The 26,492-nt window shown below is 67.9% G+C and carries 30 protein-coding genes and 1 riboswitch; of the genes, 15 read left to right on the plus strand and 15 right to left on the minus strand.

What is annotated here, in order from left to right; translation table 11 throughout:
• Positions 1-178 precede the first annotated feature (178 nt).
• Together AB0F43_RS11475 and AB0F43_RS11480 are read right to left on the minus strand one after the other, a co-directional pair.
• Complete coding sequence (locus AB0F43_RS11475; RefSeq protein WP_360473916.1) at positions 179-835, minus strand: hypothetical protein; 657 nt, start codon at positions 833-835, stop codon at positions 179-181.
• A gap of 96 nt (positions 836-931) precedes the next feature.
• Positions 932-1,360 carry a methyltransferase domain-containing protein gene (locus tag AB0F43_RS11480; RefSeq protein ID WP_360473918.1) on the minus strand — a complete coding sequence of 143 codons (429 nt, stop codon included), beginning with the start codon at positions 1,358-1,360 and terminating at the stop codon, positions 932-934.
• 124 nt (positions 1,361-1,484) lie between these two features.
• Here AB0F43_RS11480 and AB0F43_RS11485 point away from each other — a divergent pair, with 124 nt between their 5' ends.
• Positions 1,485-3,665, plus strand: coding sequence for a hypothetical protein (locus AB0F43_RS11485; protein ID WP_360473920.1), 2,181 nt, complete (start codon positions 1,485-1,487; stop codon positions 3,663-3,665).
• On the opposite strand, the gene mgrA is transcribed toward AB0F43_RS11485, so the two are convergent.
• On the minus strand, positions 3,634-4,668 hold the full coding sequence (gene mgrA, locus AB0F43_RS11490) for an L-glyceraldehyde 3-phosphate reductase (protein ID WP_360473922.1): 1,035 nt from the start codon (positions 4,666-4,668) through the stop codon (positions 3,634-3,636). The genes AB0F43_RS11485 and mgrA overlap by 32 nt on opposite strands.
• Before the next feature lie 99 nt (positions 4,669-4,767).
• Positions 4,768-5,664 (minus strand): aminoglycoside phosphotransferase family protein, encoded by an 897-nt coding sequence (locus AB0F43_RS11495; RefSeq protein ID WP_360473924.1) that lies wholly within the window; start codon positions 5,662-5,664, stop codon positions 4,768-4,770.
• 87 nt (positions 5,665-5,751) lie between these two features.
• Here AB0F43_RS11495 and AB0F43_RS11500 point away from each other — a divergent pair, with 87 nt between their 5' ends.
• On the plus strand, positions 5,752-6,375 hold the full coding sequence (locus AB0F43_RS11500) for a flavin reductase family protein (protein WP_360473926.1): 624 nt from the start codon (positions 5,752-5,754) through the stop codon (positions 6,373-6,375).
• An 85-nt stretch (positions 6,376-6,460) separates the two neighbouring features.
• On the opposite strand, the gene AB0F43_RS11505 is transcribed toward AB0F43_RS11500, so the two are convergent.
• Positions 6,461-7,420 (minus strand): hypothetical protein, encoded by a 960-nt coding sequence (locus tag AB0F43_RS11505; RefSeq protein WP_360473928.1) that lies wholly within the window; start codon positions 7,418-7,420, stop codon positions 6,461-6,463.
• A 128-nt stretch (positions 7,421-7,548) separates the two neighbouring features.
• Between AB0F43_RS11505 and AB0F43_RS11510 the strand changes: the two genes are divergently transcribed.
• From AB0F43_RS11510 to AB0F43_RS11545, 8 genes are all read left to right on the plus strand, one after another.
• Positions 7,549-8,145, plus strand: a complete 597-nt coding sequence (locus tag AB0F43_RS11510; RefSeq protein WP_360473930.1) for an acyl-CoA thioesterase — start codon at positions 7,549-7,551, stop codon at positions 8,143-8,145.
• Positions 8,142-8,804 carry a potassium channel family protein gene (locus AB0F43_RS11515; RefSeq protein WP_360473932.1) on the plus strand — a complete coding sequence of 221 codons (663 nt, stop codon included), beginning with the start codon at positions 8,142-8,144 and terminating at the stop codon, positions 8,802-8,804. Before AB0F43_RS11510 ends, AB0F43_RS11515 begins: the two co-directional genes overlap by 4 nt.
• Before the next feature lie 137 nt (positions 8,805-8,941).
• Positions 8,942-9,427: a MarR family transcriptional regulator gene (locus AB0F43_RS11520; RefSeq protein WP_360473934.1), complete on the plus strand. Its 486-nt coding sequence runs from the start codon at positions 8,942-8,944 to the stop codon at positions 9,425-9,427.
• 1 nt (position 9,428) lies between these two features.
• Positions 9,429-10,649, plus strand: a complete 1,221-nt coding sequence (locus AB0F43_RS11525) for a glycoside hydrolase family 3 N-terminal domain-containing protein (RefSeq protein ID WP_360473936.1) — start codon at positions 9,429-9,431, stop codon at positions 10,647-10,649.
• Positions 10,646-10,981: a DUF202 domain-containing protein gene (locus tag AB0F43_RS11530; protein ID WP_360473938.1), complete on the plus strand. Its 336-nt coding sequence runs from the start codon at positions 10,646-10,648 to the stop codon at positions 10,979-10,981. The genes AB0F43_RS11525 and AB0F43_RS11530 overlap by 4 nt, the downstream gene beginning before the upstream one ends.
• On the plus strand, positions 10,978-11,283 hold the full coding sequence (locus AB0F43_RS11535; RefSeq protein ID WP_360473940.1) for a DUF202 domain-containing protein: 306 nt from the start codon (positions 10,978-10,980) through the stop codon (positions 11,281-11,283). Before AB0F43_RS11530 ends, AB0F43_RS11535 begins: the two co-directional genes overlap by 4 nt.
• A 138-nt stretch (positions 11,284-11,421) precedes the next feature.
• A complete protein-coding gene (locus tag AB0F43_RS11540; protein ID WP_360473942.1) occupies positions 11,422-12,054 on the plus strand; it encodes a DUF47 family protein in 633 nt (210 codons plus the stop codon).
• Between the two features lie 2 nt (positions 12,055-12,056).
• Positions 12,057-13,055, plus strand: a complete 999-nt coding sequence (locus AB0F43_RS11545) for an inorganic phosphate transporter (protein ID WP_360473944.1) — start codon at positions 12,057-12,059, stop codon at positions 13,053-13,055.
• A 12-nt stretch (positions 13,056-13,067) separates the two neighbouring features.
• Here AB0F43_RS11545 and AB0F43_RS11550 read toward each other — a convergent pair whose 3' ends face one another.
• Both AB0F43_RS11550 and AB0F43_RS11555 read right to left on the minus strand, forming a co-directional pair.
• A complete protein-coding gene (locus AB0F43_RS11550; RefSeq protein ID WP_360473946.1) occupies positions 13,068-13,589 on the minus strand; it encodes a hypothetical protein in 522 nt (173 codons plus the stop codon).
• Between the two features lie 148 nt (positions 13,590-13,737).
• Positions 13,738-14,484 (minus strand): lysophospholipid acyltransferase family protein, encoded by a 747-nt coding sequence (locus AB0F43_RS11555; RefSeq protein ID WP_360473948.1) that lies wholly within the window; start codon positions 14,482-14,484, stop codon positions 13,738-13,740.
• Between the two features lie 90 nt (positions 14,485-14,574).
• Positions 14,575-14,694, plus strand: a riboswitch (TPP riboswitch).
• On the opposite strand from AB0F43_RS11555, the gene thiC reads away from it, so the two are divergent.
• From thiC to AB0F43_RS11570, 3 genes are all read left to right on the plus strand, one after another.
• Complete coding sequence (gene thiC, locus AB0F43_RS11560) at positions 14,685-16,322, plus strand: phosphomethylpyrimidine synthase ThiC (RefSeq protein ID WP_360473950.1); 1,638 nt, start codon at positions 14,685-14,687, stop codon at positions 16,320-16,322. (Overlaps the previous riboswitch by 10 nt.)
• A gap of 324 nt (positions 16,323-16,646) precedes the next feature.
• Complete coding sequence (locus AB0F43_RS11565) at positions 16,647-17,204, plus strand: transposase (RefSeq protein ID WP_360473952.1); 558 nt, start codon at positions 16,647-16,649, stop codon at positions 17,202-17,204.
• The gene (locus AB0F43_RS11570; protein ID WP_360473953.1) at positions 17,201-17,755 is read left to right on the plus strand and encodes a hypothetical protein; all 555 of its coding nucleotides are present in this window, start codon (positions 17,201-17,203) and stop codon (positions 17,753-17,755) included. The genes AB0F43_RS11565 and AB0F43_RS11570 overlap by 4 nt, the downstream gene beginning before the upstream one ends.
• Positions 17,756-17,761: 6 nt before the next feature.
• Here the strand turns inward: AB0F43_RS11570 and AB0F43_RS11575 are convergent, their stop codons facing one another.
• From AB0F43_RS11575 to AB0F43_RS11585, 3 genes are all read right to left on the minus strand, one after another.
• Positions 17,762-18,451 (minus strand): RDD family protein, encoded by a 690-nt coding sequence (locus AB0F43_RS11575; protein ID WP_360473955.1) that lies wholly within the window; start codon positions 18,449-18,451, stop codon positions 17,762-17,764.
• 23 nt (positions 18,452-18,474) lie between these two features.
• On the minus strand, positions 18,475-19,110 hold the full coding sequence (locus tag AB0F43_RS11580; protein ID WP_360473957.1) for an RDD family protein: 636 nt from the start codon (positions 19,108-19,110) through the stop codon (positions 18,475-18,477).
• Between the two features lie 80 nt (positions 19,111-19,190).
• Positions 19,191-19,919 carry an RDD family protein gene (locus tag AB0F43_RS11585; RefSeq protein ID WP_360473959.1) on the minus strand — a complete coding sequence of 243 codons (729 nt, stop codon included), beginning with the start codon at positions 19,917-19,919 and terminating at the stop codon, positions 19,191-19,193.
• Positions 19,920-20,025: 106 nt separating this feature from the next.
• On the opposite strand from AB0F43_RS11585, the gene AB0F43_RS11590 reads away from it, so the two are divergent.
• Positions 20,026-20,466: a DUF2752 domain-containing protein gene (locus tag AB0F43_RS11590; RefSeq protein ID WP_360473961.1), complete on the plus strand. Its 441-nt coding sequence runs from the start codon at positions 20,026-20,028 to the stop codon at positions 20,464-20,466.
• Positions 20,467-20,517: 51 nt separating this feature from the next.
• On the opposite strand, the gene AB0F43_RS11595 is transcribed toward AB0F43_RS11590, so the two are convergent.
• Positions 20,518-21,210 (minus strand): DUF4190 domain-containing protein, encoded by a 693-nt coding sequence (locus tag AB0F43_RS11595; RefSeq protein WP_360473963.1) that lies wholly within the window; start codon positions 21,208-21,210, stop codon positions 20,518-20,520.
• Between the two features lie 104 nt (positions 21,211-21,314).
• Between AB0F43_RS11595 and AB0F43_RS11600 the strand changes: the two genes are divergently transcribed.
• Positions 21,315-21,878 (plus strand): hypothetical protein, encoded by a 564-nt coding sequence (locus AB0F43_RS11600; RefSeq protein ID WP_360473965.1) that lies wholly within the window; start codon positions 21,315-21,317, stop codon positions 21,876-21,878.
• 65 nt (positions 21,879-21,943) lie between these two features.
• Here the strand turns inward: AB0F43_RS11600 and pstB are convergent, their stop codons facing one another.
• The 4 genes from pstB to pstS all read right to left on the minus strand — a co-directional run bounded on the left by pstB (position 21,944) and on the right by pstS (position 26,409).
• Entirely contained in the window at positions 21,944-22,720 is a 777-nt protein-coding gene (gene pstB, locus AB0F43_RS11605; protein ID WP_360473967.1) for a phosphate ABC transporter ATP-binding protein PstB, read from the minus strand.
• A 22-nt stretch (positions 22,721-22,742) separates the two neighbouring features.
• Complete coding sequence (gene pstA / locus AB0F43_RS11610; protein WP_360473969.1) at positions 22,743-23,663, minus strand: phosphate ABC transporter permease PstA; 921 nt, start codon at positions 23,661-23,663, stop codon at positions 22,743-22,745.
• A gap of 76 nt (positions 23,664-23,739) precedes the next feature.
• Positions 23,740-24,906, minus strand: coding sequence for a phosphate ABC transporter permease subunit PstC (gene pstC / locus AB0F43_RS11615; RefSeq protein WP_360473971.1), 1,167 nt, complete (start codon positions 24,904-24,906; stop codon positions 23,740-23,742).
• Positions 24,907-25,278: 372 nt separating this feature from the next.
• Positions 25,279-26,409 (minus strand): phosphate ABC transporter substrate-binding protein PstS, encoded by a 1,131-nt coding sequence (gene pstS / locus AB0F43_RS11620; protein WP_360473973.1) that lies wholly within the window; start codon positions 26,407-26,409, stop codon positions 25,279-25,281.
• Positions 26,410-26,492 lie beyond the last annotated feature (83 nt).

Raw genomic sequence — 26,492 nt, forward strand, 5'->3', positions numbered from 1 at the left:
CCGGACCGTCCTCCCCCGCACACCAGGCGCAGCGGGGGAGGACGTAAGTCCCGCCTCCACACATCAGGCGCAGTGGAGGCGGGACTCAAGCCGGCTCCCACAACCAGGCGCAGGGGGAGCAGGCAGACCGGGCCCGGCCCTCCGGAGGCATCCGGAGGACCCGGGCCCGGTCGCTTGTCTACGGCGCGTCTTCCTCGGTCTCCGGCATCGGCGTGCCGTAGAGATAGTGCGACAGAGCCGAGTCGCGCTTCGGGTGGACGTGGTACTTCGTCGGTACGACGCGACCCTCCGCGCTGTCCCACGCGGTGTCGGCCACCCGCCACATACGGTGCGCCAGCTTGCCGGCCATCCCGGTGTGCGGTGAGTACGGATGCGCCCGCGTCGGAGCGACCTCCTCCGCCTCCAGCAACTCCTCGGTCAGAGTGTTCACATCCGCGTCGTCCATCTGCTCGCTCAGCCGCTGGCTGTACTCCGTCTCCAGGTCCTCGTGCTGCGTGAGCAGCCAGTCGATCGATTCCCACACCTCGAGCGTCGTCAGGTCTTGCATGCGGCTGTCGCCGTACTGGCGTCCCTTGAGGAACCGCAGCGACCGCTCCAGTTCCTTCGCGTTGCCGAGGTACCTGGTGACCAGCTCGGCGCCGTCGGGCAGGCGTCGTACGTGCGGGAGAAGGACGTCCTCGGCAGCGGCGAGGTGCTGGGCGGCGATGGCGTAGAACCAGTCGGTCCGATGCCTGCGCTCCGGGTGCGCGGCCTCCGGATGCTGAGCGGGCTCGGCCAGCTCACGGATGCGGGCATGTTCGTAGGTCAGGGCCATTTCGAGCGTCGAAGCGGTCATGGAAACCACCTCCAGGGTTCTTCACTCCACCGTGTGCCCAACCTTTGGGGAGTGCAACCGTCCCACCGCGCTCCGTGACCCCAACCGTCCCGCTGGTCACAGATCCAGCGTGCGCAGCGGGTCACCGCCGTCGATGAACAGCCGTCCGCCGGGTGACAGCGCGTGAGCGATCCGCTGGCGTGCCTGCTGCTCGAGGTCCGGATGGCGGCCGTCCAGGGCGCCCACACGGATGGCGAACGCGAGGTCGAACGGAGCCTCGTCCGCCGCCAGTGCGAAGGTCTCGATCGCCGACTGCCGGAAGGACAGCACTCCGGTCGCGATCAGGTCCGCCGATGCTGCGGATGCCTGCGCGATGGCCTTCGACGAGCGGTCGATCGCCAGCACGTGTCCGGTCGGACCGACGCGCCTGGCCACCTCTCGGGCCGCGGCTCCGGGACCGCAGCCGATCTCCAGTACTCGTAGACCGCGTTTCAGCGGCAGTGCGTCGACCACCGCGGCAAGACGCGGTGACAGCTTCTCCGGCATCTGTGGACCACCTCCCGGTCCACATCATGTAACAGGATTGTGTGAAGGGTTCGCTGATCCGGTCGGAGCCAAGGTCCTTTCCACATAGGGTGTGGCGCGCCCCCGACCGAGGAGACACAACATCGTGCTGCGCCGTCTGTGCGTCCTGCTCGCCGTACCGGTCCTGCTGATGACGTTGCTGCCCGCCTCCGCGGACGCAGTGGGCACCGGCGACATCACGACTCAGATCCTGGCTGGCCAGGACGTCACGCTGGCCGGTGCCGCCGTCATCACAGTGCCCGCCGGGACGACGACGTACGACGGTGTGATCAGCGGCGAAGGCACGCTGCGGATCAGTGGACAGGGGACCTTGATCCTGACGCGTGACAGTTCCTTCGTCCTGCCTCGGGCCCGGCAGCGGCAGCGGGTCAGGATCCTCGGCGGCAACCATCCGTACGTCGTCGTCAGCAACCCCGACCCGCCGGCGGTGATCGTCGACCGCGGCGCCACCCTGCAGTACGGGAACGGTGGCAGCACCGGGCTGATCGGGCGATTCCCGTACAACACGCCCGGCTTCCAGCTCAACCAGGACAACATCGAGGTCAACGGCACCCTGCGACTGTCGCTGACCCGAGCCTTCAACCTCGGCACGATCAGCGGCTCCGGCCTGGTCACGCAGCCGCGGTCACTGTGGGGAACGCTCGATCTCACCGGCAGGCAGCCCTTCTCCGGCGTGATCGACAACGGCACCGGTACAGCGGCCGGTAAGCCGGAGTCCGCGGTGTCGCTGCCCAATGCGCGTGCCGTCCTCAACCAGGGCACCTGGACGATCGACACTCCGCTGGACCAGACCGTCGTACTGCGGCAGACCTTCTACCAGCGCGAGTACGGCAGTGACATCAACGTGCAGTCGCGACCGGGCGGGAAAGTGGTGCTCACCGGGCAGTACAGCTACTCCGATCGAGGCGGCGACACCGACCCGTCGCTCAGCGATCCGGGCCTGAACTGGCGCAAGATCCCGCACGACCGCAACAAGCGCGGGACCAACATCAAGGGCGCCGACGTCCAGTGGGGTGACGGCACGACCGACGACATCTTCATGCCCGGTACCGCGGACACGGTCTACATCAACCTGCTGGCGGCGCGATCCCGGTCCAAACTCACCTTTGCCTACAACGGGCCGGTGACGCTGGGCGCGCCGATCGGTGGCGGGGTGTTCCACGACACGCTCAAGTCGCCGGGCGCCGGGGACATCGTGATCAAGGGCGTTCGCGGCAACGATGTGACGTTCGCGGCGGATCAGTACTACGACGGCTCGACGACGATCGAGCGTGGGGCGGTGTTGCGGCTGGGCAGCGGGCGGCCGGGCGGCGACGGCAGTCTGCTGACGAAGGCTTCGCGGTTCAAGGTCGTGAACGACGGCTCGCTGGTCGTGCAGAACGTGCGGAGCCCGATCTCACTGTCGAAGATCAGCGGCACAGGGTCCTTTGTGCAGGCAGGCCGAGCTACCACCCGTTTGACCGGGGATCTGAGCTACACAGGCCGCACGACGATCTCCCGGGGCACTCTCGCGGTGGTCGGCGGGAGCTTGCGCAGCAGCAGCGGTGTCGCCCTCACTCGTGCGGGCGCTCGCTTGGACCTGACCGCCGCCGGGAACCATCACTTGCGCAATCTCACGATGGCCGCGGGTACGAGGCTCACCTCGAACCGGCGCGCTGTCGTGAACTTGACTGGCAGATCGAACCTCGCCGGAACCTTCTCGGGCGGCACCCTGGTCAACACCGGCACCCTGACCGGCCCCTTCACCGTGACCGGCAACTTCACCCAGACGCGTACCGGACGACTAACCCTCCCGCTCACCACAAAACCCCCACGCATCACCGGCAAAGTAACCCTGTCCGGCACCCTCCACCTCACCCGCGCAACTCCCAAGCCCGGCGCAACTCCCCGAGCCGGCGCAACTGCCGAGCCTGGCGTGACGGCTTCTGGGATCACGCTGATCGACAACGCCGGCGCCGCGCCCGTCACGGGAACCTTCACCGGCCTCCCCGAGGGTGCCAAGGTCACCCTGGGTGGATCGCGGTACGCCATCACCTACAAGGGTGGCACCGGCAACGACGTCACCCTCGAGCCGGTGCGGGCCGATGCGCCCGCCGTCGCCCCGAACCACGTGGACGACAACGGGCCGACGGCCACCGCGGCGACGCCCGGCAGTTCGTCGTATTGGCGCTCTGCCGGTCTTGCCGCGGTGGCCGTCTCGGCCGCCGTACTTGGGCTACTTCTCCTCCGCCGGCTCAGGCGTCGGAGCTCTTCTTCCAGAGGTTGATGCCGGCCTCGACGGCGTCGGCGTCGATGGCTTCGAGCTCTTCGGGGGTGAACTTCAGGTTCTTGACCGCGGCCAGGTTGTTCTCCAGCTGCGCGACGCTGGAGGCGCCGATCAGCGCGCTGGTGACGCGGTCGTCGCGCAGCGTCCAGGCGAGTGCGAGCTGCGCGACGGACTGGCCGCGCTGCTTGGCGATCTCGTTGAGCGCGCGGACGTGCTTCAGGGTTTCCTCGGTCAGCGACTCCGGCGCGAGCGACTTCCCCTGCGCCGCCCGCGAGTCCGCCGGCACGCCGTCCAGGTACCGATCGGTCAGGACACCCTGCGCGAGCGGCGAGAACGCGATCACGCCGACACCCAGCTCACCGACGGTGTCCAGCAGGTCCTCCTCGATCCACCGGTTCAGCATCGAGTACGACGGCTGGTGGATCAGCAACGGCGTCCCCAGCTCCTGCAGGATCCGCGCCGCCTCCCGGGTCCGGTCCGCCGAGTACGACGAGATCCCGGCGTACAGCGCCTTGCCCGAGCGGACCGCGGCATCGAGCGCGCCCATCGTCTCCTCGAGCGGGGTGTCGGGGTCGAACCGGTGCGAGTAGAAGATGTCGACGTAGTCCAGGCCCATCCGGCTCAGCGACTGGTCCAGCGAGGCGAGCAGGTACTTCCGCGAGCCGCCACCCTGACCGTACGGACCCGGCCACATGTCGTACCCGGCCTTGGTCGACAGGATGAGCTCGTCACGGTACTTCCTGAAGTCGCGGGCGAAGTGCGTCCCGAAGTTCGTCTCCGCCGAGCCGTACGGCGGACCGTAGTTGTTCGCCAGGTCGAAGTGCGTGACGCCGAGGTCGAACGCCCGGCGCAGGATGTCGCGCTGCGTGGCGAACGGCTTGTCGTCGCCGAAGTTGTGCCACAACCCGAGCGAGATCGCGGGCAGCTGCAGCCCGCTGCGTCCCGTCCGCCGATAGGCCATCTGGTCGTCGTACCGGTCCTGAGCGGCTACGTAATCAGTCACGAGACCTCAGTCTGCCTCATGTCACAACAAGTTCAAACCCCCTTGTTTTACGGCAGAAACCCCATCTCTGACACCCAGAACCCCGCCTTCTTGATGGCGTTAGGTCAAGGTGGACCACGGGGCGGGTGGGGTGGTGGCGAAGAACTTGAGTAGGGCGAGGAGGCGGCTGGCTGGGGGTGCGGTCCAGTGGCGTTGGCCCGGCCATGGGGTGGCGGTGAGCTTGCCCAGGGCCCAGTGCAGGTGGAACCACAGGGTGGCGGCGGCCAGCTCGTCCTCGTCTGCGAGGTGTTGTTCGGGATGGGACGTGCGGAGTGCGCGGATGTAGTCGGGGAGGATGGCGGCCACGTGGTCCAGGGGGAGTTTGGCGAAGTCCATGGTGCGTGGGGCCCAGGCTGCGTCGCCCCAGTCGATCAGGGCGCGGAGCTCGCCGTCCGGGCCGGCGAGAAGGTTGTGTGCGGCAACATCTCCGTGGATCAGCACCCTCGGTTCGTGCCGGTCGAAGCGGTCTGACAGGCGAGTGAACCAGCCGCTCAACCATTTGGCTGTACCGAGATCCAGGTAGCCGCGCTCCGCCAGAGCGTCGACGGTCAGCCACGGATCGCCGCCGTCGTCCTGCGGTACGCCTGGGATGTCTGTTCGCTCGACCCTGTGCAGCCGGGCGAGTTGCTCCGCCAGTCCCACTGGTGCGCCGGGGTGCTCGATGCCGTGGATGCGGTCCATCACGACGTACGGCGCATCGATCAGCTCGCGGCTGTCGTCGTACTGGATGATGGTCGGAGTCAGCACGCCCGCGGATCGAGCGACGGGCACGACGCCGGCCTCCTTGCGCAGGTCGTCCTCGAATCCTGGTCGCGCTACACGGAGGAAGAAGGCTTCACCGAGCACGAACCCGCGGTTCGCCACGCCGCCCGCGACCTCGGTGATCTGCTCTGGCGGGACATCGTGCTGTTGGCCTATCGCCGTGACACGGGCCAGGAACTCGTCGTGTTCGCGCACTCGCACCTCCCTCGTCGTCGTGTGATCCGTCCCACGATCCTTGTGCCGGGGCGCGGTGGCGTCCACCGGATTTGATGTACTGCGGGCGTGCGAGTGGATCTGGATCCGGAGGCGGTCAGTCGGCGGGAGTTCTATGCGGCGCTGAACTCCGTGGTGGTGCCGCGGCCGATCGCGTGGGTGTCGAGCAGGTCGGCCGACGGGGTGCTCAACCTCGCGCCGCACTCGTTCTTCACCGTGGCGTGTGTGCAGCCGCCGATGGTGCAGTTCACCTCGGTCGGGCGGAAGGACAGCCTGAACAACGTCGAGGCGACCGGTGAGTTCGTGGTGAACTTCGCCGCCGAAGCGCTGTTCGAGCAGGTCAACGCGACCGGGACGAACTTCCCGGCGGAGATCTCCGAGTTCGAAGCCGTCGGCTTGACCACCGAGCCCTCCCGCACCGTCGCCGTACCGCGCGTCGCGGAGTCGCCGGTGGCGATCGAGTGCACGCTCCACACCACCCTCGAACTCGGCGATTCGACGGTCGTGATCGGCCGGGTCCGCCACCTCGCGATCGACGCGGCGGTGATGGTCGACGGACACCCGGAGATCCAGTTGCTCCGCCCGCTGGCACGGCTCGGCAAGGACGAGTGGTCGACGATCGGCGAGATCCGCTCCATCACCCGAATCCGCCACGCCGAGTGGCCCGGCCATTACAAGCCTCCACACAACTGAGCTCCTTGTCTCTCACACGGTCGGTTGGGTTGCCGGCCTGATCACTCAGGCTGGGGTGGTGCGGTGGGTGCCGGCCCTTGGTGGGTTACCGGGATCGGGCGGTGGGTGGGGGCTCGTTGAGGGCGAGGGTTTTGGTCAGGGCGTCTAGGTGGGGGGAGAGGCGGAGTGGGGTGTTGTCGGGGGACGGGGTGGTGGCGGGGTGCCAGGTGAGGGTGGGGGTTACCAGGTGGACGTCGGGGGCCAGGGGGCCTGGGGAGTGGGAATAGCAGCGGGCCGCGAGGTTGAGCATCCGGCCTAGGGCGGGGATGACGGACAGGTCCCGGATGACGTGGATGAGGAGGACGTCGCGGGCGGGGACGGCCGCGAGTACGCCGTACGGCGGAATCTCGAGGCGGAGGGATTCGCGGAGGACGGTGTCGAGGACGAGGGCTCGGGACGCGGCGAAGATCGTGCCGGTGACGAGGGCGATCCGGATGTCGTCGTGGTCGACGTACTCGACGTGATCAGTCAGACGGCGGAGGTTGGCCAGGCCGTACCGCTCGGCGGCGGACCAGGTCAGGCCGAGGTCGGACGGATCGAGGAACATCGTGACGACGCCGTCGTCGGCAGTGGCGGGCACCGAGATCAGGCCAGGGAGGAAGTCCACCCGGTCCGCCGTCCATTCGGCGGGGAGCGCGTGGCGCGGGACGAGGCGCTGGATCAGCTCTCGCTCGGGATCGGTGGGCGGCTGCGGAGGACCCATGCGCAGTTGGTGCAGAACCTGGACGAAGTGCTCCTCGACCATGGCCGGCCAGCGGTCTTCCTCCTGCGTGGAGACGACGCGAGCCAGGTTGCTCAAGCCGAGGATCGGACTGTCCGCGGTCGGCTCGACCGGGACGAGGGCCGCGCCGCCCTCGTAAGTCAGTTGTAGGCCGAGGCGAGCCGCGGCGGTCAGACCGAGGCGCACCAGTCGTGCAGCCTGGGTGCGGGTCAGCGGAATCAGGACCGGGTCGGGCCGGTCGGAGTGGTTGTCTTGGGCACGTGCGGTGGAGCTGTCGATGGTCATCGTGGCGACCTCCTCGCCAGAGAAAGTACGAGGATTGGCACCCGTTCCAGCCGGTCGTTTCGAACCTGTGGACAACCGCCCGGATAGTCTGCGGCAACACCATGTCAGGCCTGGAGGAGTGGAGCAGGATGTCCAGCACGCCGTCGTCACGGCCCACCTCGGAGACTCGGTTGTCGCTGTCGCACATCACCGCGCAGAACGAGACCAACCTGCTGGGCACCGTGCACGGTGGCGTGATCATGACACTGGTCGACTCGGTCGCGGGTGTGGTGGCGGCCAGGCATTCGGGTGGTCCCGCGGTCACTGCGTCGATGGACGAGATGACGTTCCTCGTGCCGGTGCGGGTCGGCGACGTGGTGCATTTCAGCGGTCAGGTGAACTGGACCGGTCGCAGCTCGATGGAGGTCGGTGTACGGATCACGGCCGATCGGTGGGACTCCGTCGGGCCGGAGGTTCACGTGGCGTCGGCGTACCTGGTGTTCGTCGCGGTCGACGCTGACGGGAAGCCGCGGGAGGTGCCGCAGGTCGTCCCGGAGACCGACGAGGATCGCCGCCGGCTGCGCGAGGCCGAGATCCGGCGCAGCCACCGCCTCGCCCGCCGGGCCGCCATCATCGCCTCCCGCGAAGATGACGCCCGTGAGAAAGAGGCTGCCGAGAGGACGGCGGTCGAGCAGGCGGCTCCAGCGCGTGATGGTGGGCCGGACAGCGGGGACGACGTTCGGTGAACTGGTTCACGAATGCTCGGCGGCATCCGTCCGCGGTGTTGTTGCTGGTGCAGTTGCTCGGCGTTCTCGTCTACCCCGCGATGGAAGGCTCCCGCGGCGGGCGGGTCGCGTTCGAGATCCTCGGCATCGTCGTTCTCGTGCTCGCCGTCTTCTCGGTACGCGCGACGCCCGGCCTGACCTGGGTCAATATCGGGCTCGGCATCCCGGCCGTGGTTCTCTCGCTGGTCGACGCGTTCAACCCCACTCAGCCGGTCGCGGCGGTCTCCGCCGTACTGCACGCGGCCTTCTACTTCTACGCCGCCTACAGCCTGCTGCGGTACATGCTGTCCGATCACGACGTCAGCACTGACGAGCTGTACGCGACCGGTGCGACATTCACCTTGGTGGCTTGGGGTTTTGCGTACGTCTACACGTTCGTCCAGGTGGTGGTGCCGGGGAGCTTCACGGCAGCCGCCAACCCGACCGCCGACCGTACCTGGATGGAGCTGTTGTTCCTGAGCTTCACCACGCTGTCCAGCACAGGCCTGAGCGACATCGTCCCGATCACGTCGTGGGGCAGATCAGTGGTCATGCTCGAACAACTGGCAGGCCTGGGGTACGTCGCCATGGTCGTGTCCCGCCTGGTCGGCCTCACCATCACCCGACGCAGCAGGAGTTAGGCCGCGGCGAACCCGCTTACGTCCGAAGAAGCGAAGAGACCTCCCGCCAGCTCTTCGGACGTAAGCGGAAGGGGCGAAGGGTTGGCACAGAGGAGGTTGAACGAGCGATCCGGACCGGTTCTGGCTACGCTGCGGGGATGGCGGAACCCCGGTGGCTGAACGAGAGAGAGCAGCAGGCTTGGCGTGCGTTCATCGCGGCGCAGCGCGTGGTGAACACCCGGATCGAGCAGCAACTGCAACGCGACGCAGGGATACCGCACACGTACTACGAGATCCTCGTCCGACTGTCCGAGGCGCCTGACGGGCGATTGCGGATGAGTGAGCTCGCGGTGGCGACCCAGGGCTCACGCAGCCGCCTGTCGCACGCGGTGAACCGGCTGGAGCAGGCCGGCTGGGTACGACGCGAAGGCATCGAGTCCGACCGTCGGGGCCAGGTGGCGATCATCACCGACCTAGGCCGGCAGAAGCTGGTCGAGACCGCACCCGGTCACGTGGACGAGGTTCGCAAGTCCATCTTCGACGCGCTCACCGAAGAGCAGATCGAGCACCTGTACGACGTCTGCGCCACGCTCGCGAGGCATTCCGGGGACGCGGTCGACCGGGCCGCGTGGGAGCGGCGCTGACATGAGGCGCACAGCAGCAGCGGTCGCGCTGACTGCACTCCTGCTGGCCGGCTGCAGCGACGCCGACTCTCCCACTGCCGGCCCCAGCACGGTGCCGTCGTCCTCCGTGCCACTGCCCACAACGCAAAGCCCCACCCCGACGCCCACACAAACCTCAACGCCGACACCGACACCGACACCGACCAGCTGTATCGACCAGAAGCTGCAAGCCCTCACCCTGCGAGAGCAAGCGGCCCAGCTGATCATGACCGGCATCAGCGCCAACGGCATGACCTCGTCCCAGCGCCCCGTCGTGCAGAAGCAGAAGCCAGGCGGCATCCTCCTGCTCGGCAACGGCGGCAGCCTCTCTCACACCCGTACGGAGATGGCCGCCACGACCACGGCCGCCACGGTCAAGGGCATCCGCCCGCTGATCGCCGCGGATCAGGAGGGCGGTCAGATCCAGCGTCTGAAGGGCTCCGGCTTCGACCGTATGCCCTCGGCGAATGTGCAAGGCGCCTGGTCGAGCTCCAAGCTCACCGCCGAAGCGGCGGGCTGGGGTGACCAGCTCAAGCAGGCAGGTGTCAACGTCGACCTCGGGCCGGTGGCTGACGTCGTACCCAGCTCCCAGAAGTCTCAGAATGCCCCCATCGGGAGTCTGGATCGTGAGTACGGCGATACCCCCGAGGAGGTCGGGCCGCCCGTCCAGGCGTTCGTCAAGGGCATGCAACAAGCCGGTGTGATGACGTCGGTCAAGCACTTCCCAGGGCTCGGCAGAGTGCGCGGCAACACCGACTTCTCCTCCGGTGTGGTCGACAACGTCACCGTCCGCGGTGACGCGGACCTCCAGCCCTTCGCCGACGGGCTCAAGGCCGGGGCCGACATGGTGATGATCTCCACCGCCACCTACAGCAAGATCGATCCGGACAACCGCGCCGTCTTCTCGCGGACCGTCATCCAGGGCATGGTCCGCGGTGACCTCGACTGGAACGGCGTGGTGATCACCGACGACGTCGGAGCGGCCGCGGAGGTGGCGTCGGTACCTGCGGGCCAGCGGGCGACCCGGTTCGTCGCTGCCGGGGGGGACGTCGTCATCAACGCCAAGACGGGGCTGACCGCCACCATGGTGAACGCTCTGGTCGCCAAGGCCGAGCAGGACAAGACGTTCGCCGCGCAGTTGACGAGTAGCGTGAAGCGCGTGCTGACACTCAAGGAGAGCCACGGCCTGGTGAGCTGCGGATGACGGACGAGCAGGAACCCGACTACCGCTTCACGCTGGCGAACGAACGGACGTACCTGGCGTACCTGCGGACCTCACTGGCCTGCTACGCCGGCGGCCTGTCGGCAGTGCAGTTCCTCGATCTCGGGCCCGACCGCTGGCTCGCTCGCATCATCGGTGTGGTTCTGGTCACTGCCGGAATCGTGACCACGGCCGGCGCCTTCCGCCGGTGGCAGCAGAACCTGACCGCGATGCGCAGCGGCGGCAGGCTCCCGGTGACCCGGCTCCCGGTGGTGCTGGGGGCAACGATCATCGCGGTCGGCCTGATCGGCCTCCTGGTCAGCCTGTGGCGATGAACCGCGACCCAGGGCTGCAGCCGGAGCGCACCCTGCTCGCCTGGCGCCGGACCGCGCTGGGTCTGATCGCGAACGCCATCCTGTTGCTTGCCTCCGGCCACGGTACGTCGGACGTCCGCACCGGTCTCGGCATCGTCGTACTGGTCCTGGCACTGGCCTGCTGGGCCGCGGTCAGCGCCGTGTACCGCCGTACCAGGGGTGCCCCGATTCATGCCCTCGGCCACCAACGGGTGGTTCGCGCGGCCGCTGGTCTGGTCCTGATCGTCGGGCTCTTCGACCTGTACGCCGTACTCACGCGGTGAAGTCGAATGGTTACTCACTGGTCGTGTCCAGGCGGGGAGTTCACCGCCACGCGGTACGTTGGCCAGGCGGATGCCGCGTCAGCGGCCCGTTCCCCCTAGCATGTTCACGGTTTGTCCCTCGTTCATCCGGAGCTTGAAGTGCCGTTACGTCTGCGTCCGAACGACCCGACGTTCTACGACCTTTTCACCGAGTCCGCCAGCCACCTCGTCGACGGGGCCCGGATCCTGGCCGAGTTGCTCGGCAGTACAGCGGGAACTGGGCTGGCGTCAAGTCAGCAGATCGCCAGCGAGATGAAGGACGCCGAGCACGCGGCGGACGAGACCACCCACTCGATCATCCGCCGGGTGAACTCGACCTTCGTCACGCCGTTCGACCGCGAGGACATCTACCGGCTGGCCTCCGATCTCGACGACGTGATGGACTACATGGAGGAGGCCGTCGACTCGGTCCACCTGTTCTCCCTGGAGAAACTGCCGGAGGAGATCGCGGAGCAGATCGAGGTGCTTCAGCGGGCCGCCCAGCTGACCGCCGAGACGATGCCCCGGCTGCGCACCATGAAGGACCTGGCGGAGTACTGGATCGAGATCAACCGGCTGGAGAACACCGGTGACGCGGTCCACCGCAGGCTCATCGCCAAGCTGTTCAGCGGCGAGTACGACGCGCTGACGGTGATGAAGGTGAAGACCGTGGTCGACCTGCTGGAGGCCGCGATCGACGCCTTCGAGCATGTCGCCAACACGGTCGAACAGATCGCTGTCAAGGAGAGCTGAGCGTGGAGTTCGCGCTCGTCGTCGCCGTCATCGTCATCGCGCTGACGTTCGACTACACCAACGGCTTCCACGATGCGGCGAACGCGATCGCGACGTCGGTCTCCACCCGCGCGCTCACCCCGCGAGTCGCGTTGATGATGGCAGCGGTGATGAACTTCGTCGGCGCGTTCCTCGGCACCGAGGTGGCCGACACCGTCGGTAAAGGCATCATCGAGACGCCGGCCGGCGAACACGGCCTGGTGATCGTGCTCTCCGCCCTGCTCGGTGCCATCACCTGGAACCTGATCACCTGGTACTTCGGCCTGCCCAGCTCCTCGTCCCACGCGCTGATCGGCGGCTTGGTCGGCGCCGGGCTCGCCTCGACCAGCGTCGTGCTGTGGTCCGGCATCCTGGACAAGGTCGTCATCCCGATGATGCTGTCGCCGGCGATCGGGTTCCTCGGCGCGTTCACGCTGATGCTCACGATCCTCTGGGTGTTCCGGCGCGTTCACCCCGGCCGGGTGACCCGCGGCTTCCGGCTGGCTCAGTCGCTGTCGGCCGCCGCGATGGCACTCGGCCACGGCTTGCAGGACGCGCAGAAGACGATGGGCGTGATGTTCCTGGCCCTGCTGACCACCGGCCACGTGGAGAAGGGCGACAGCATCCCGCTCTGGGTCAAGCTGTCCGCCGCGACCGCGATCTCGCTCGGCACCTACTCCGGCGGCTGGCGGATCATGCGCACCCTGGGCCGCCGGATCATCCACCTGGACCCGGCTCGCGGCTTCGCCTCCGAGGCGGTCGCCGCGACGGTCCTGTACGTGATGGCCATCGGCCTGCACGCGCCGGTCTCCACCACGCACACGATCACCTCGGCGGTGATGGGCGCCGGTGCGACCAAGCGGCTGTCCGCGGTCCGCTGGGGCGTCGCCAGGGGCATCATCACGGCCTGGGTCCTGACCATCCCGGCGGCCGGGCTGGTCGCCGCCCTCTGCTACGGCCTGGCCCACCTGATCCTGGAGTGACAGCGAGGCCGCTCAGCGGTTCCAGCGGCGTACTGCCTTGGCCACGTCCTTGGGGCGGATAGAGCCCAGGTTGAGCTCCCAGGTGGCGGCCAGCCGGTCACCGAGGCCGGCCACGTCGAGGTAGGCCTGCGGTCGCACCGCCACCACCCAGGTGGCCGCGGCGGCATGGCCCTGCTGGAACAGCAGGTGGTTGGCGGTCGCCTCGATCTTGCTCCGGCTCGCGCCGCTCAGTCCGCTGGACGCCCAGTCCTGCACGATCGATCCGTCGTCGGCGGTCATTCGGGCCAGGTACGTCAGCGGCCCGCGCCAGTAGCCACGGCTGCCGATGCTGTCCAGGCTCTCCAGCGGAAACCAGCCGTTCTGGCAACGCCGTCCGTTGATCGCCGCCTCGACCTCACGGGCCTGCGCCGGGTTCAGGTCCCGGACCGCCCAGTCGAGGAAGTACGTGCCGACGTCAGGGATGTCCTCCGCGACATGCGGTGCCACGGTCAGGATCCCCGGCTCGAAGAGATGCAGCTCTTCGGATGATTCCACTACAACTTCCCCCGCCCACCTGAGTACGACGGCCACGCGCGCCACCGCCCGGCCGAGTGCACAGGGACCCCCCAGGTTCCTGCTCCATCAACAAGTGCTTTTCGTACCCTCGTACCGCACCGAGGTCAAGGTCCTGTCCGGTAGCTGGCTACTTCCTTCGGGCCGCCCGGCGGGCCAGCTCCTCCCGGTCCAGGCGGTCGGCTTCCTCGGGAGTGGGCGCGCCGCCGCCGTACGAGGCGGGCAGCCACCAGGCGCCGGCGGGCTGCTCGGGGTAGGCGCGGATGGTGCGGTCGAGCATCCCGGCCATGGTCGAGCGCAGCTGGGCGGTCGCCTCGACCGGGTCGTCCTCGCGGGTGACGGTGATCGGCTCGCCGACGGTGATGGCGATGGTCCGGTGCCGGGAGAAGTCGCGCGGGTGGTCCTTGGTCAGCATCCGCTGCGTTCCCCACAGGATCAGCGGGATCACCGGTACGGCGGCCGCCGCGGCCATCCGGACCGTGCCGGACTTGAACTCCTTCAGCTCGAACGACCGGCTGATGGTTGCCTCTGGGAAGACACCGACGACCTCGCCCGCCTTCAGGTACTCGAGCGCCTTCCGGTACGACGCCGTACCGGCGGCTCGGTCGACCGGGATGTGGTGCATCCCGCGCATCAGCGGGCCGGAGTACCGGTTGCGGAACAGCACCTCCTTGGCCATGAACCGCACCAGCCGCTTGCTCGGCAGCGCACCGAACCCGCCGAGCACGAAGTCGACGTACGAAATGTGGTTCATCGCGATCACCGCACCGCCGGTCCGCGGCACGTTCTCCGTCCCGGTCAGCTGGAACTTCAGGTCCAGCACCTTGAACGCCGTCTTCGCGAAGCCGATCACCGGCGGGTACACGAGGTCTCGCATTCCCGAACGCTACCGGTTCACGCCCAACCGCGGACGTGACGCGCCCCACGGAATCCCGTATGCAGATCTTCGTTAGGGTGATTCACGACAATTGGAGATCGCGGGAGCTCGCACCGTAGCGGGCTGAGAGGGCGGCTGGGTGAACCGGCGCCGCCGACCGCCGAACCTGTCCGGGTAATTCCGGCGTAGGGAGCAGCATTGTGACAACCATCGGAAACAGTGCCCAATCACGGGTCCGTCCGTCTGTCACCACCGGCCCGATCTCGGGCTCGGAGAAGATCTACCGCGGCGAGCTGCGGGTCCCGGCCCGCCGTGTCCACCTCACCAACGGCGAGCACTTCGACCTGTACGACACGTCCGGCCCGTACACCGACGCCCCCGCGCGGATCGACGTACAGGCCGGTCTGCCCACACTGCGGCGGGACTGGATCGCCGGGCGCGAGCCGTTGACCCAGCTCGCGCACGCGCGCGCCGGCACCATCACCAAGGAGATGAGGTACGTCGCCGTCCGCGAGGGAGTCGATCCGGAGTTCGTCCGGGACGAGGTGGCCCGCGGCCGCGCGGTGATCCCGGCGAACCGGCGGCACCCGGAGTCCGAGCCGATGATCATCGGGAAGAAGTTCCTGGTGAAGGTGAACGCCAACATCGGCAACTCGGCCGTCACCAGCTCGATCGAGGAAGAGGTCGAGAAGCTGGTCTGGGCCACCCGATGGGGCGCGGACACCGTGATGGACCTGTCCACCGGCAAGAACATCCACGAGACGCGCGAGTGGATCCTGCGCAACTCGCCGGTGCCGATCGGGACGGTGCCGCTGTACCAGGCGCTGGAGAAGGTGAAGGGCGACCCGACCGCGTTGTCGTGGGAGGTCTACCGCGACACCGTGATCGAGCAGTGCGAGCAGGGCGTGGACTACATGACCGTGCATGCCGGCGTACTGCTGCGGTACGTTCCGCTGACCGCGCAACGGATCACCGGGATCGTGTCGCGCGGCGGTTCGATCATGGCCGCGTGGTGCCTGGCGCATCACCAGGAGTCCTTCCTCTACACGCATTTCGCCGAGCTCTGCGAGATCCTCCGCGCGTACGACGTGACGTTCTCACTCGGCGACGGGCTGCGGCCGGGGTGTATCGCGGATGCCAACGACGCGGCGCAGTTCGCCGAGCTGCGGACCCTCGGCGAGCTCACCAAGATCGCCTGGGAGCACGACGTCCAGGTGATGATCGAAGGTCCGGGACATGTGCCGATGCACAAGATCGCCGAGAACGTGCGGCTCGAGGAGGAGCTGTGCGGTGAGGCGCCGTTCTACACATTGGGGCCGTTGGCAACTGATGTGGCACCGGCCTACGACCACATCACCTCGGCGATCGGCGCGGCCCAGATCGGCTGGCTGGGTACGGCGATGCTCTGCTACGTCACGCCGAAGGAACACCTCGGCCTGCCGGACCGCGACGACGTGAAAACGGGTGTGATCACGTACAAGATCGCCGCCCACGCGGCCGATCTGGCCAAGGGGCACCCAGGTGCGCAGGCCTGGGACGACACATTGTCCAGGGCAAGGTTCGAGTTCCGCTGGGAGGACCAGTTCAACCTCTCGCTGGATCCGGACACCGCGCGGTCGTTCCATGACCAGACGCTGCCCGCCGAGCCGGCCAAGACGGCCCACTTCTGCTCGATGTGCGGACCGAAGTTCTGCTCGATGCGGATCACCGCCGACATCCGCGCGTACGCCGAGGAGAAGGGCCTGACGTCGGCGGAGGCGATCGAGGCCGGCTTCGCCGAGATGTCCGACAGCTTCAAGGCCCACGACAAGAAGCTGTACTTGCCGATGGCTGAGTGAGAGGCCGGACCGCCAGGCCATCACATTCGACGTACTCCCGTCGGGACGACCCTCCGGATGGGCAATTGTGATGGCCTGGCGGTCCGCTCGGTGCTGACTCGGAGTGAAAATCGTGGGGCGAGTCGAGATGCCGTGGGGGCCGAATGCAGCGGAGAATTGGGGGGATCGGCGGGCCTGCGGGGCGGTCACTGGGAGTGATCGGGTGAACCGATTCAGGTTTTTTCCTTCACTCTACGTGAATAAGACTATATCCTTAATCCGTTGCGAAGGAGGTGCAGGGCCGTGGTCTTCGTTCTCACAGTAGATCAACGGGGCAGCCGAAGCATGACCGATCTCGTACCCGAGCTCCTGAACACCCTGAACCGGCGCCCGCGGCGGACCGGATTGCTTCGGAAGTTCGAGCGGACGGCCGGTGACGAGGTACAGGGGGTGTTCTCGGAGGCGCGCGCCACCATCGACGTGATTGTCGAGCTTGTTCGCGCGGACACCTGGTACGTCGGTCTCGGTATCGGCGAGGTCGCCCAGCCTTTGCCCCGCAGTACGCGGGCGGGCACCGGCGAGGCGTTCGTGAACGCGCGGGAGGCGGTGAACCGGGCGAAGTCGAGTCCGCACCACGTCAACGTGGTCGGCACCGACACCCGCGTCGCCGAGCAGGTCGAGACAGTGCTGTGGCTGATGGCGTCGGTGCTGCGGCGCCGGAGCGAGCGGGGATGGGCAGTGGCCGACCTGCTCGCCGAAGGACTCACCAGGCGGGAGATCGGTGTGAAGCTGGGGATCAGCCAGTCGGCGGTGACGCAACGGGCCCAGGCGGCCGGCTTCGCCGAGGAGCAACGCGGACGGGTGCTGGCAGCCGAGCTGCTGGGCGCTGGGGCCGCTGCGTGACGGCACTGATCCTGTCGTTGACCGCAGCCGGCCTGGTCCTCGCCGTACTGGCGTGGGTGCCCAAGGCCGGCTCCACAGTGCAGATCGTGTTCAGCGGGGTGATGCTGGCCTGTCTGGTCGGAGTCGGACTCCTGCTGCTGGCAGGCGACGGTGTGGTGGGCTGGGGCGAGCGCTGGTGGAACGTGCTGCTCCTGCTGGCCGGAGGCCTCGCTGTCACCGGTGGCGGTCCGCTGACGACGTCTGTGCTGGCTCTGGTCGACCGGCGCAACACGAGAGCCCAGTCGACGCAGAAAGCCGGTGAGGTGCTGCGTGGAGGCGCGCTGATCGGTTCACTGGAGCGTGGCGCCATCTACGCGTCCCTGGTGGCGGGGTGGCCGGAGGGCGTGGCGATCGTGCTGGCCATCAAGGGACTGGCTCGCTACCCCGAGCTGCGCAGCCCTGATCAGCCTGCCTCGGTCACTCCACAGGCGGTGGCCGAACGCTTCATCATCGGCACCTTCACCAGTGTTCTCTGGGCCGTCACCTGCGCCGGCTTCCTGCTGTCGCGGTAGCTAGGCCTAGGCCGACTTGATCACGTAGGTGGTCATGACCTTGTCGTGCCAGGTCTGCTTCTGGTCGTCCCACAATGGCCACAGCAGGTTCAGGAAGCAGGCGTTGTTGAAGAGCCCGCTCAGGAGGTCGCGGAGGAACGCCTTGCCGGCGCCCACCGGCTGGTAGGTGTTCGCGTCGACCAGTCGCAGGTGCAGGGCGCTCTTGCCGACGCTCTGCCCGGTCTTGCCCTGGCGGAAGACCCGGTTCCACAGGCCCAGACCCAGGCTGGCGGCGAGGCCGAGCACGAAGATCACGATCGCGAACGCGCCCGGAGCGTCGTTGGACGACGTCAGGTCGTTGGCGCGTGACGCGATGTCCGCGAGGAAGACGCCGTACCCGATCAGGATCGGGACCAGGCTGATCAGGCTGTCGATGAGGTAGGCGCCGGCACGTGGTGCCCAGTCGGCCAGCGGCGCCTGCGGTACGCCGTACCCGTAGCCGTACTGCGGCTGTCCGTACGGCGCCTGCCCGTGGGGGTTGTAGCCCTGCTGCGGGTGGCCGTACTGAGGCTGCTGGCCGTACTGGGGTTGCCCGTACTGGGATTGCCCGTACGGCGGCTGACCGTGCTGCGGCTGACCGTACTGGGGCTGCTGACCGTACGGCGGTTGCTGACCGTACGGCGGCTGGTCCTGCGGGGGTGGTGTCGGTGTACTCACATCTATTCCATCTCTCGAGGGGTTCAGAGGCGGATGACCACGTCGTTGACGACCTTGTCGTGCCAGGTCTGCTGCTTCTCGTCCCACAGCGGCCAGAGCACATTGAGAGTACAGATGTTGTTGAACAGCACCGCACAGAACTCGCGGCCCAGGGTCGAGCCGATACCGATCAGCCGGCCGGTCTCCGCGTGCACGACCTTCAGCCCGGTGACCTTCTTGCCGACCGACTGACCCGTGCGGCCCTGCTGGATGACCCGGTTCCAGACCGCGATCCCGAAGCTGCCGAGGTACCCGAGGGCGAAGGCGATCCCGCCGCCGGCGCCGAGCTGCTCCTGGTCTGCGTCGATCACCAGGGCGACTACGCCGCCGCTGATGGCTGGGATGGCTGCGAGCAGGCCGTCGAGGAGCGAGGCACCCACCCGGATCGGCCAGCCCGCCAGCTGTCCGGGTGGTGCGTAGCCGTAGCCGTAGCCCGGGCCGTAACCGCCCTGTCCGTAGGGGCTGTAGCCCTGCTGGTGGTACTGACCACCTGGCTGGCCCGGCGCGTACCCACCGGGCTGGCCTGGCGGCGGGCCGCCGTACCCGGTATGGCCTGGTGGCGGGCCGCCGTACCCGGGCTGGCTCGGTGGGTACTGCGCGTTGGAGGGCGGGGTGCTCACCTGCGGTCCTTTCTGGGGCCCGGCATGGCCGGACGCCGCGGCCCCACGGGCCACGGCGTCCGGTGCAGCGCGGGACTACGTCAGAGCTTGATGACGTAGGTGTTGTTGATCTTGTCCGCGAACGTCTGCTTCTTCTCGTCCCACAGCGGCCACAGGTAGCCGACGTAGCACGGCAGGCCGTCCAGGATGTGGGTGATGTCACGCAGGAACGCCTTCAGCACGCCGACGGGCTGGCCGGTCTCGGCACCGACCAGCTTCAGGCCGGTGACCTTCTTGCCCCAGCTCTGGCCCGTCTGCCCCTGAAGGACCCAGCGGTTGTAGATCCAGAGACCGATGCCGATCAGGAGGAACACCAAGCCGATGACGATCATGGCGCCACCGGTGTCGCCGCTGGTCAGGGCGTTGCCGATACCAACCGGGATGCCGTAGATGATGCCGTCGATCAGGAAGGCGCCGACCCGGTTCGGCCAGGCGGCCAGGTTGCCGGGGACGCCGCCGAAGCCCGGCTGGCCGTACTGCTGCGGGTAGCCCGGCTGGCCGTACTGCCCCGGCTGCTGCCCGTATTGCCCGGGCTGCTGCGGATAACCGGGCTGCTGGCCGTACTGCCCAGGCTGCTGCGGCTGCCCGTAGCCCGGCTGCTGCTGAGCGCCGTAGCCGGGCTGCTGCCCATAGCCCGGCTGCTGTGCAGGCTGGCCGTACGGGTCCGGCTGCTGTCCGGGCTGGCCGTACTGGCCCGGCTGCTGGCCGTACTGACCCGGCTGCTGCGGGTCCTGCGGGCCGTAACCCGGCGGTGGCGTCGGATTGCTCACGACGATCCCTTCTACTGATTGCTGTTTGAGGAGTGAGTTGCAGGCTAGTGGTCGGACGGCTCAGCTTTGGCTACGGATCCCACGTGATGAGAGTTACCGTTGTCCGGTGAGCCTTTCGCTGAGCGTCGTACTGCGGCCGACCGGTCCGGTCCAGCCTGTGGACAGACGAGTGCTGGGCCTGGCCGCCACGGGTCTCGGCGGGCTCGGGCTCGCAGCCGTGTACCAGCTGTCCGGCGGGCGGATCGGGATTCCTTGCCTTCTGCACGCGACCACGGGCCTGAACTGTCCGCTGTGCGGATCGACCAGGATGGCCGCCGCCTTGCTCCGTGGGGATCTGGACGCCGCCTGGCACTTCAACCCGGTGGTCCTGGTCCTCGGCCCGGTCGTCGGTGTTGCCGTCGGCTACCAATTGCTTGCCTGGTCGCTCGAATCGCTGCGGCTGATCCGGCTGCCCCGGCTGAGGATGAGCCCCCGCACGGTGGACTGGGTGGTCAAGGGCCTGATCGCCCTGTTCCTCGTGTACGGCGTGGCGCGGAACCTGAACTGAGCCGCCGCCAAGTCAGGCGACGGCTCAGCTTGCGCTCGGAAGTTTCGCCACTCAGTAGTTGCCGACCAGACCGGTGGAGTAGGACACGATCGACAGGACGATCGAGACGATGCCGCCGATCCAGGCCACCTTCGCGAGCGTATCCGGCCGGCCCTGCTCGCGGAATTTGCTCTGGGCAATCAGTCCGAGGACGATCGAGGCCGGCCCGCAGCAGAACCAGCAGACGATGCCGATGATCGACAGGGTCTGGGGAGTGTTGTTCTGCGGGACGCCGCCGCCGTAGCCGTAACCGCCTGCTTGGCCTGGGTACTGGCCGTACGCGCCTGGCTGCTGACCGTAAGAACCCTGCTGTTGGCCGTACCCCGGTTGCTGCTGACCGTACTGGCCAGGCTGGCCCGGGTACGCACCCGGCTGGGACTGCCCGTAAGGCGGATACTGCCCACCCTGCCCGCCATAGCCAGGCTGGCCGGGTTGCTGTCCAGGCTGTTGTCCGTAGCCAGGCTGCTGGCCGTACTGCCCCGGCTGCCCGGGCTGGCCGTACTGCCCCGGCTGCCCGGGCTGTCCGTAGGAACCCGGCTGGCCGTACTGCCCAGGCTGCTGGCCGTACTGGCCCGGCCGGTCGTCGTCGGGCTGACCGGGTGTTTCGCCGTACTGGCCGGGCTGTTCTCCCGGGGTCTCGCCAGGGGTGTCCTGCGGCCTGTTCTGGTCGTTCGGGTCGTCGCCGGGAGGCGTCGGAGTGCTCACCGCGGTCCCTTCTGAGAACGTCGAGGAATCCTGGCAGATTATCTTTTCCACAGGTACCGGTCACGCGTCCACACCGGATCCCTCGAGCACTTAAAGTTGGCCGGGTGACTCAACCCCCTCAGCCTCCGCCGCCCGCCGGCCGGCCCGGCGATCCCGCACCGGAGCCGACCCGCCACCTCCCGGTGCAGTACGAGCCGCCGACGCCGACGTTCGAGGCGGCGCCGTCCGCGCAGCCCGGGCCGCCGCCCCCGGGGCCGTACCAGCCGCCTGTCGGCGGGCCGTACCAGCCCGCGCAATCGCTGCCCCTGCAGGCGTTCCCGACCGGGCCGGTGCTGGTCACCGTCGGCGACATCTCCGTCGAGCAGTTCCGGATCGTCACACCGGCCGGTGTGCTGCCCACCCAGGGGACCAACTGGTCCGCGATGGACATGTCGCGCACCGAGGAGAAGATCCCTGCCTGGGCGATCATCCTGGCCATCGTGTTCGCGCTCGCCTGCCTGCTCGGTCTGCTCTTCCTGCTCTGCAAGGAGCGCAAGACCACCGGCTTCGTCCAGGTCACGGTGCAGAACGGCAACCGCACCCACAACACCCACGTCGGCGTGAGCTCACCGCGCGACGTCGCCGACACCCTTGCCCGGGTCAACTTCGCTCGAACCCTCTGTGTCTGAACGGCTCTCACCCAACAGATCGGCCCCCACGAGTTCGCGGGGGCCGACCTGCCGGTACGACGGAATCAGCCGAAACGACCGGTGATGTAGTCCTCGGTCGCCTTCTCGTTCGGGTTCGAGAAGATCTGCTTGGTCGGACCCATCTCGATGAGCCGGCCGGGCTTACCGGTCGCGGCCAGGTTGAAGAACGCGGTCTGGTCCGACACCCGGGCCGCCTGCTGCATGTTGTGCGTGACGATCACCACGGTGAACCGGTCCTTCAACTTCTCGATCAGGTCCTCGATCGCGAGCGTGGAGATCGGGTCCAGTGCCGAGCACGGCTCGTCCATCAGGATCACCTCGGGCTCGACCGCGATCGCCCGGGCGATGCACAGCCGCTGCTGCTGACCACCGGACAGGCCCGCCCCGGGCTTGTCCAGCCGATCCTTCACCTCGTTCCAGAGGTTGGCGCCCTTGAGCGACTGCTCGACCACCTCGGTGAGCCTCTTGCGGTCCTTGACCCCGTTCAGCTTCAGCCCAGCCGCGACGTTGTCGAAGATCGACATGGTCGGGAACGGGTTCGGCCGCTGGAACACCATGCCGACCACCCGGCGGACCGCGACCGGGTCGACCCCGGTCGCGTACAGGTCCTGCTGGTCGAGCATGACCTTGCCCTCGACCCGGGCGCCGGGGATCACCTCGTGCATCCGGTTCAGGGTCCGCAGGTAGGTGGACTTGCCGCAGCCGGACGGTCCGATGAACGCGGTGACCGAGCGGGGCTCGATCGTCATCGACACGTCCTCGACGGCCTTGAAGTCGCCGTAGTAGACGTTGAGGCCGCTGACCTCGATGCGCTTCGCCATATCGACTCAGAACCTCTCGTGACTATTTCGACTTGATGGTGCTGAACCGGGCGAACAGCCGGGCCAGCAGGTTGAGGGCAAGGATCAGCAGGATCAGCGTGAGCGCCGCCGCCCAGACCCGGTCCGCGGCCGGCTCCAGCGCCAGCTCGGTCCGGTCCTGGTTGATCATCGTCGGCAGCGCGCCCATGAACCCGTCGAACGGGTTCAGGTTGATGTTCTTGGAGTAGCCGACCAGGATCAGCAGCGGCGCGGTCTCACCCATCACCCGGGCCAGGCCGAGCATCACGCCGGTGACGATGCCGCCGAACGCGGTCGGCACGACCACCTTCAGGATCGTCTTCCACTTCGGCACCCCGAGCGCGTACGACGCCTCCCGCAACTCGTCCGGCACCAGTTTCAGCATCTCCTCGGTGGACCGCAGTACGACGGGAAGCATCAGCAGCACCAGTGACAGCGAGACGGCGAAGCCGACCCGGTTGAAGCCGAACACGGTGATCCAGACCGCGTAGACGAACAGCGCGGCCACGATCGACGGGACACCGGTGAGGATGTCGATCATGAAGCTGACCGCGCGGGCGGCCTTGGTGCCCTTGCCGTACTCGACCAGGTAGATCGCACCGAGGATGGCGATCGGAACCGCGATCACGGCCGTGATCAGGCCCATGATCAGCGTGCCCATGATGGCGTGGTACGCGCCGCCGCCCTCGCGCCGCACCGTGACGCCGCGCTGCGACTGGCTCCACCAGTTGGCATCGAGCAGCAGGCTGTAGCCCTTGCTGATGACGGTCCAGAGAATCCACACCAGCGGGATCAGCGCGACCACGAAGGCCAACGAGATCAGGACGGTGGCCAGCGTGTTCTTGAAGGCGCGGGCGCCCGACTTCCCGGACAGGTCCAGAGCCTGACCGTCGTACACCGGCTTGTTCTCGACGATCGTGCTCATCGGCGTCCTCGCTTCGCTCCGGGCGCCGCTGAGGCTCCGGGTGCGCTGTGCTTTCTGATTCGCTCGCTGCGCTCGCTCATGCGGAGGCTCCTTCGGTGGCGGTTGCGCCGGCGTTGCGGTTGCGGCGCGACCGCTTCCCACCGGGTGCGCTGCGGGCCACGATGATCCGGGCCGCGGAGTTGACCAGGAACGTCACCACGAACAGCACCAGACCGGCCGCGATGTAGGCACCGGTCTTCTCCGGCGAGTCGAACTCGGCGGCGTTGTTGGCGATCTTCGACGCGAACGTCTCGCCGCCGGCGAAGATCGACGAGTCCCACGGGTCGTTGCCGTTCGGCACGGACAGGATGATCAGCACCGCGACCGTCTCACCGAGCGCGCGGCCCAGGCCGAGCATCGAGGCACTCACCACACCGGACCGCCCGTACGGCAGGACCGACATCCGGATCATCTCCCAGCGGGTCGCGCCGAGGGCCAGCGCGCCCTCGCGATGCGCGATCGGCGTCTGGGCGAAGATCTCCCGGCTGATCGCGGTGACCACCGGCAGGATCATGATCGCCAGTACGACGGACGCGGTGAACACCACGCCCACGTTGTCGCCCGGCGGCTTCTCGAACACCGGGAGCCAGCCGAGTGCGCCGGACAGGCCGTCGATCACCGGGCGCAGGATCGGCGCGAAGAACAGGATGCCCCACAGGCCGTAGATGATCGAGGGCACCGCGGCGAGCAGGTCGATCGCGTGCGCGACCGGCGCGGCCAGCCGCTTCGGCGCGTAGTAGGTGGTGAACAGCGCGACCCCGACCGCGATCGGCACCGCGATCACCATCGCGATGATCGAGCTGATCACGGTGGTGTAGAAGAGCGCGGCGATACCGAACCGGGGCTGGTCGCCGCCGGGCTCCCAGATCCGGGAGAACAGGAAGCTGCTCTGGTTGTCGGCCAGGGCCGGGATCGCCAGCGCCAGCAGGAAGATGCCGACGAACGCGACGATGGCGACCACCAGGCCGCCGGAGCCGCGGGCCAGGCCGGCGAACAACCGGTCGCCGAGGTGCCCGACCGGGCCGAGCTCGAGCTTCTTCCCCTTGTCCTCAGCCGGCGGTACGGCGGACTGGCCGGCGTGCTTGTCGGCCAGGTGCTCGAAGTGCGGTGTGGGACCGGCCGGTTCGTGGACCAGGTCCTCGATCCGCTCCTCCTCCTGGCCGGCTGGCCGGTCGGGCGGTGCCGTGCCGTCTGGACTACTCATCGGGTTTGATGGCGTCGAACCCCGTCATTCAGGGCGGGGAGGAAACGCCATTTCCCTCCCATCAGGTTTTGTCGGTCGGGTCGGATAATGTCTTCGCCGGTTGCGATAGCCAAGCAACCGATACCTGCAAGACCAGTAGCAACCGCGGCCGGGCGGGCCGTGGCAGCGCGGGGAGCCTTCTTGCGCAGTAAGGCACGGCTGTGAACCGCGAACCTCAACCCGCACGGGTTGGAATCCCCTGCTTTAGGGCGGTGGGAGGACGTCAACGATGGTGCTCCAAGCGCCTAGGTGGTCACGTCTGAATCCGGCGAAGCCCCGGCCGCCATCCGATGACTCGGACCGGCCGGGGCTCGCATCACTGCCTGGTGACGATCAGCTGATCGACTGGATCGCCGCGTCGACCTTGGTCCGGATCGCGTCCGGGAGCGGCGCGTAGTTCAGCTCGGTCAGCGAGGACTGGCCCTCGGTGCTGGCGAAGTAGCTCAGGAAGCTCTTGACCAGGGCGGTCTTCTCGGCCGGCAGGCCCTTGCTGCAGGCGATCTCGTAGGTGACCAGGATGATCGGGTACGCACCCGCCTCCTTGGTCGCGTAGTCCAGCTTCATCGACAGGTCGCCGCCGGTGCCGGCCGGCTTCGCGGCGGCCAGCGCCTTACCGGCGGTCTCGGCGGTCAGCTCGACCGGGCTGCCGGAACCGTTGTCGATCTGCGCGACGCCGAGCTTGTTGTCGACGGCGTACGACCACTCGACGTAGGTGATGGAGTTCTTGGTGCTCTTCACGCCCTCGGCGACCCCCGCGGACTTCTCCTTGCCGGCGCCGGTGCCGGTCCACTTCTTGGCCGGCTTACCGGTCCAGGCGCCACCGCCGGCGGCGGCCAGGTACTTGGTGAAGTTCTCGGTGGTGCCGGACTCGTCGGACCGGAAGAAGACCGAGATCGGCGCGGACGGCAGCGTCACGCCCGGGTTCAGTTTGGCGATCTCCGGGGCGTTCCAGGTCTTCACCGTGCCCTGGAAGATCTTCGCGGCGGTCGCGCCGTCCAGGACCAGCTTGTCCAGGCCGTCCACGTTGTACGCGATCGCGACCGGGCCGATCACCATCGGCAGGTTCAGCGCCGGGTTGTTCGCGCACCGCTTCGCGGCCTGCGCGGCCTCGGACTCGCCGCCGTCGGCGCCCTCGGTCTTCAGCGCGGAGTCTGACCCCGCGAAGTCGACCTGGCTCGCGTTGAACTGCTTGATACCCGCACCGGAACCGGTCGGGTTGTAGTTGACCGTGACGTCGGCGCACTTCTCGTTGTACTTGGCGATGACTTCCTCGATGGCGTTCTTCTGCGCCGAGGAGCCCTCTGCGTTCAGGGTGCCCTGCGGACAGTCGGCGCCGGTCGACGACGAACCCTCCGGACTCGAGGAACCGGACGGCTCCGGGTCACTGCCACAGGCGCTCAGAGCGAGAACGCCGAGGGATGCCACGGCGACGGTGCCGACGCGGAGCAGGCGATTGACGGACACGAGAGTGTTGCCCTTCTGCGGGAATCAGACTTCTGAACTTCCACAGACGGTAGGGAGAGCAGGTGTCCGACCGGTCCGTCGCC

Origin of the sequence: Kribbella sp. NPDC023972 (genome assembly GCF_040639075.1) — a bacterium.
GTDB lineage: Bacteria > Actinomycetota > Actinomycetes > Propionibacteriales > Kribbellaceae > Kribbella.

Coding starts and splice junctions, on each gene's coding strand:
- AB0F43_RS11475 (WP_360473916.1), bottom strand. CDS start 835: ATGACCGCTTCGACGCTCGAAATGGCCCTGACCTACGAACATGCCCGC.
- AB0F43_RS11480 (WP_360473918.1), bottom strand. CDS start 1,360: ATGCCGGAGAAGCTGTCACCGCGTCTTGCCGCGGTGGTCGACGCACTG.
- AB0F43_RS11505 (WP_360473928.1), bottom strand. CDS start 7,420: ATGACCATCGACAGCTCCACCGCACGTGCCCAAGACAACCACTCCGAC.
- AB0F43_RS11510 (WP_360473930.1), top strand. CDS start 7,549: ATGTCCAGCACGCCGTCGTCACGGCCCACCTCGGAGACTCGGTTGTCG.
- AB0F43_RS11520 (WP_360473934.1), top strand. CDS start 8,942: ATGGCGGAACCCCGGTGGCTGAACGAGAGAGAGCAGCAGGCTTGGCGT.
- AB0F43_RS11525 (WP_360473936.1), top strand. CDS start 9,429: ATGAGGCGCACAGCAGCAGCGGTCGCGCTGACTGCACTCCTGCTGGCC.
- AB0F43_RS11530 (WP_360473938.1), top strand. CDS start 10,646: ATGACGGACGAGCAGGAACCCGACTACCGCTTCACGCTGGCGAACGAA.
- AB0F43_RS11535 (WP_360473940.1), top strand. CDS start 10,978: ATGAACCGCGACCCAGGGCTGCAGCCGGAGCGCACCCTGCTCGCCTGG.
- AB0F43_RS11555 (WP_360473948.1), bottom strand. CDS start 14,484: ATGCGAGACCTCGTGTACCCGCCGGTGATCGGCTTCGCGAAGACGGCG.
- AB0F43_RS11565 (WP_360473952.1), top strand. CDS start 16,647: ATGACCGATCTCGTACCCGAGCTCCTGAACACCCTGAACCGGCGCCCG.
- pstB (WP_360473967.1), bottom strand. CDS start 22,720: ATGGCGAAGCGCATCGAGGTCAGCGGCCTCAACGTCTACTACGGCGAC.
- pstA (WP_360473969.1), bottom strand. CDS start 23,663: ATGAGCACGATCGTCGAGAACAAGCCGGTGTACGACGGTCAGGCTCTG.
- pstC (WP_360473971.1), bottom strand. CDS start 24,906: ATGAGTAGTCCAGACGGCACGGCACCGCCCGACCGGCCAGCCGGCCAG.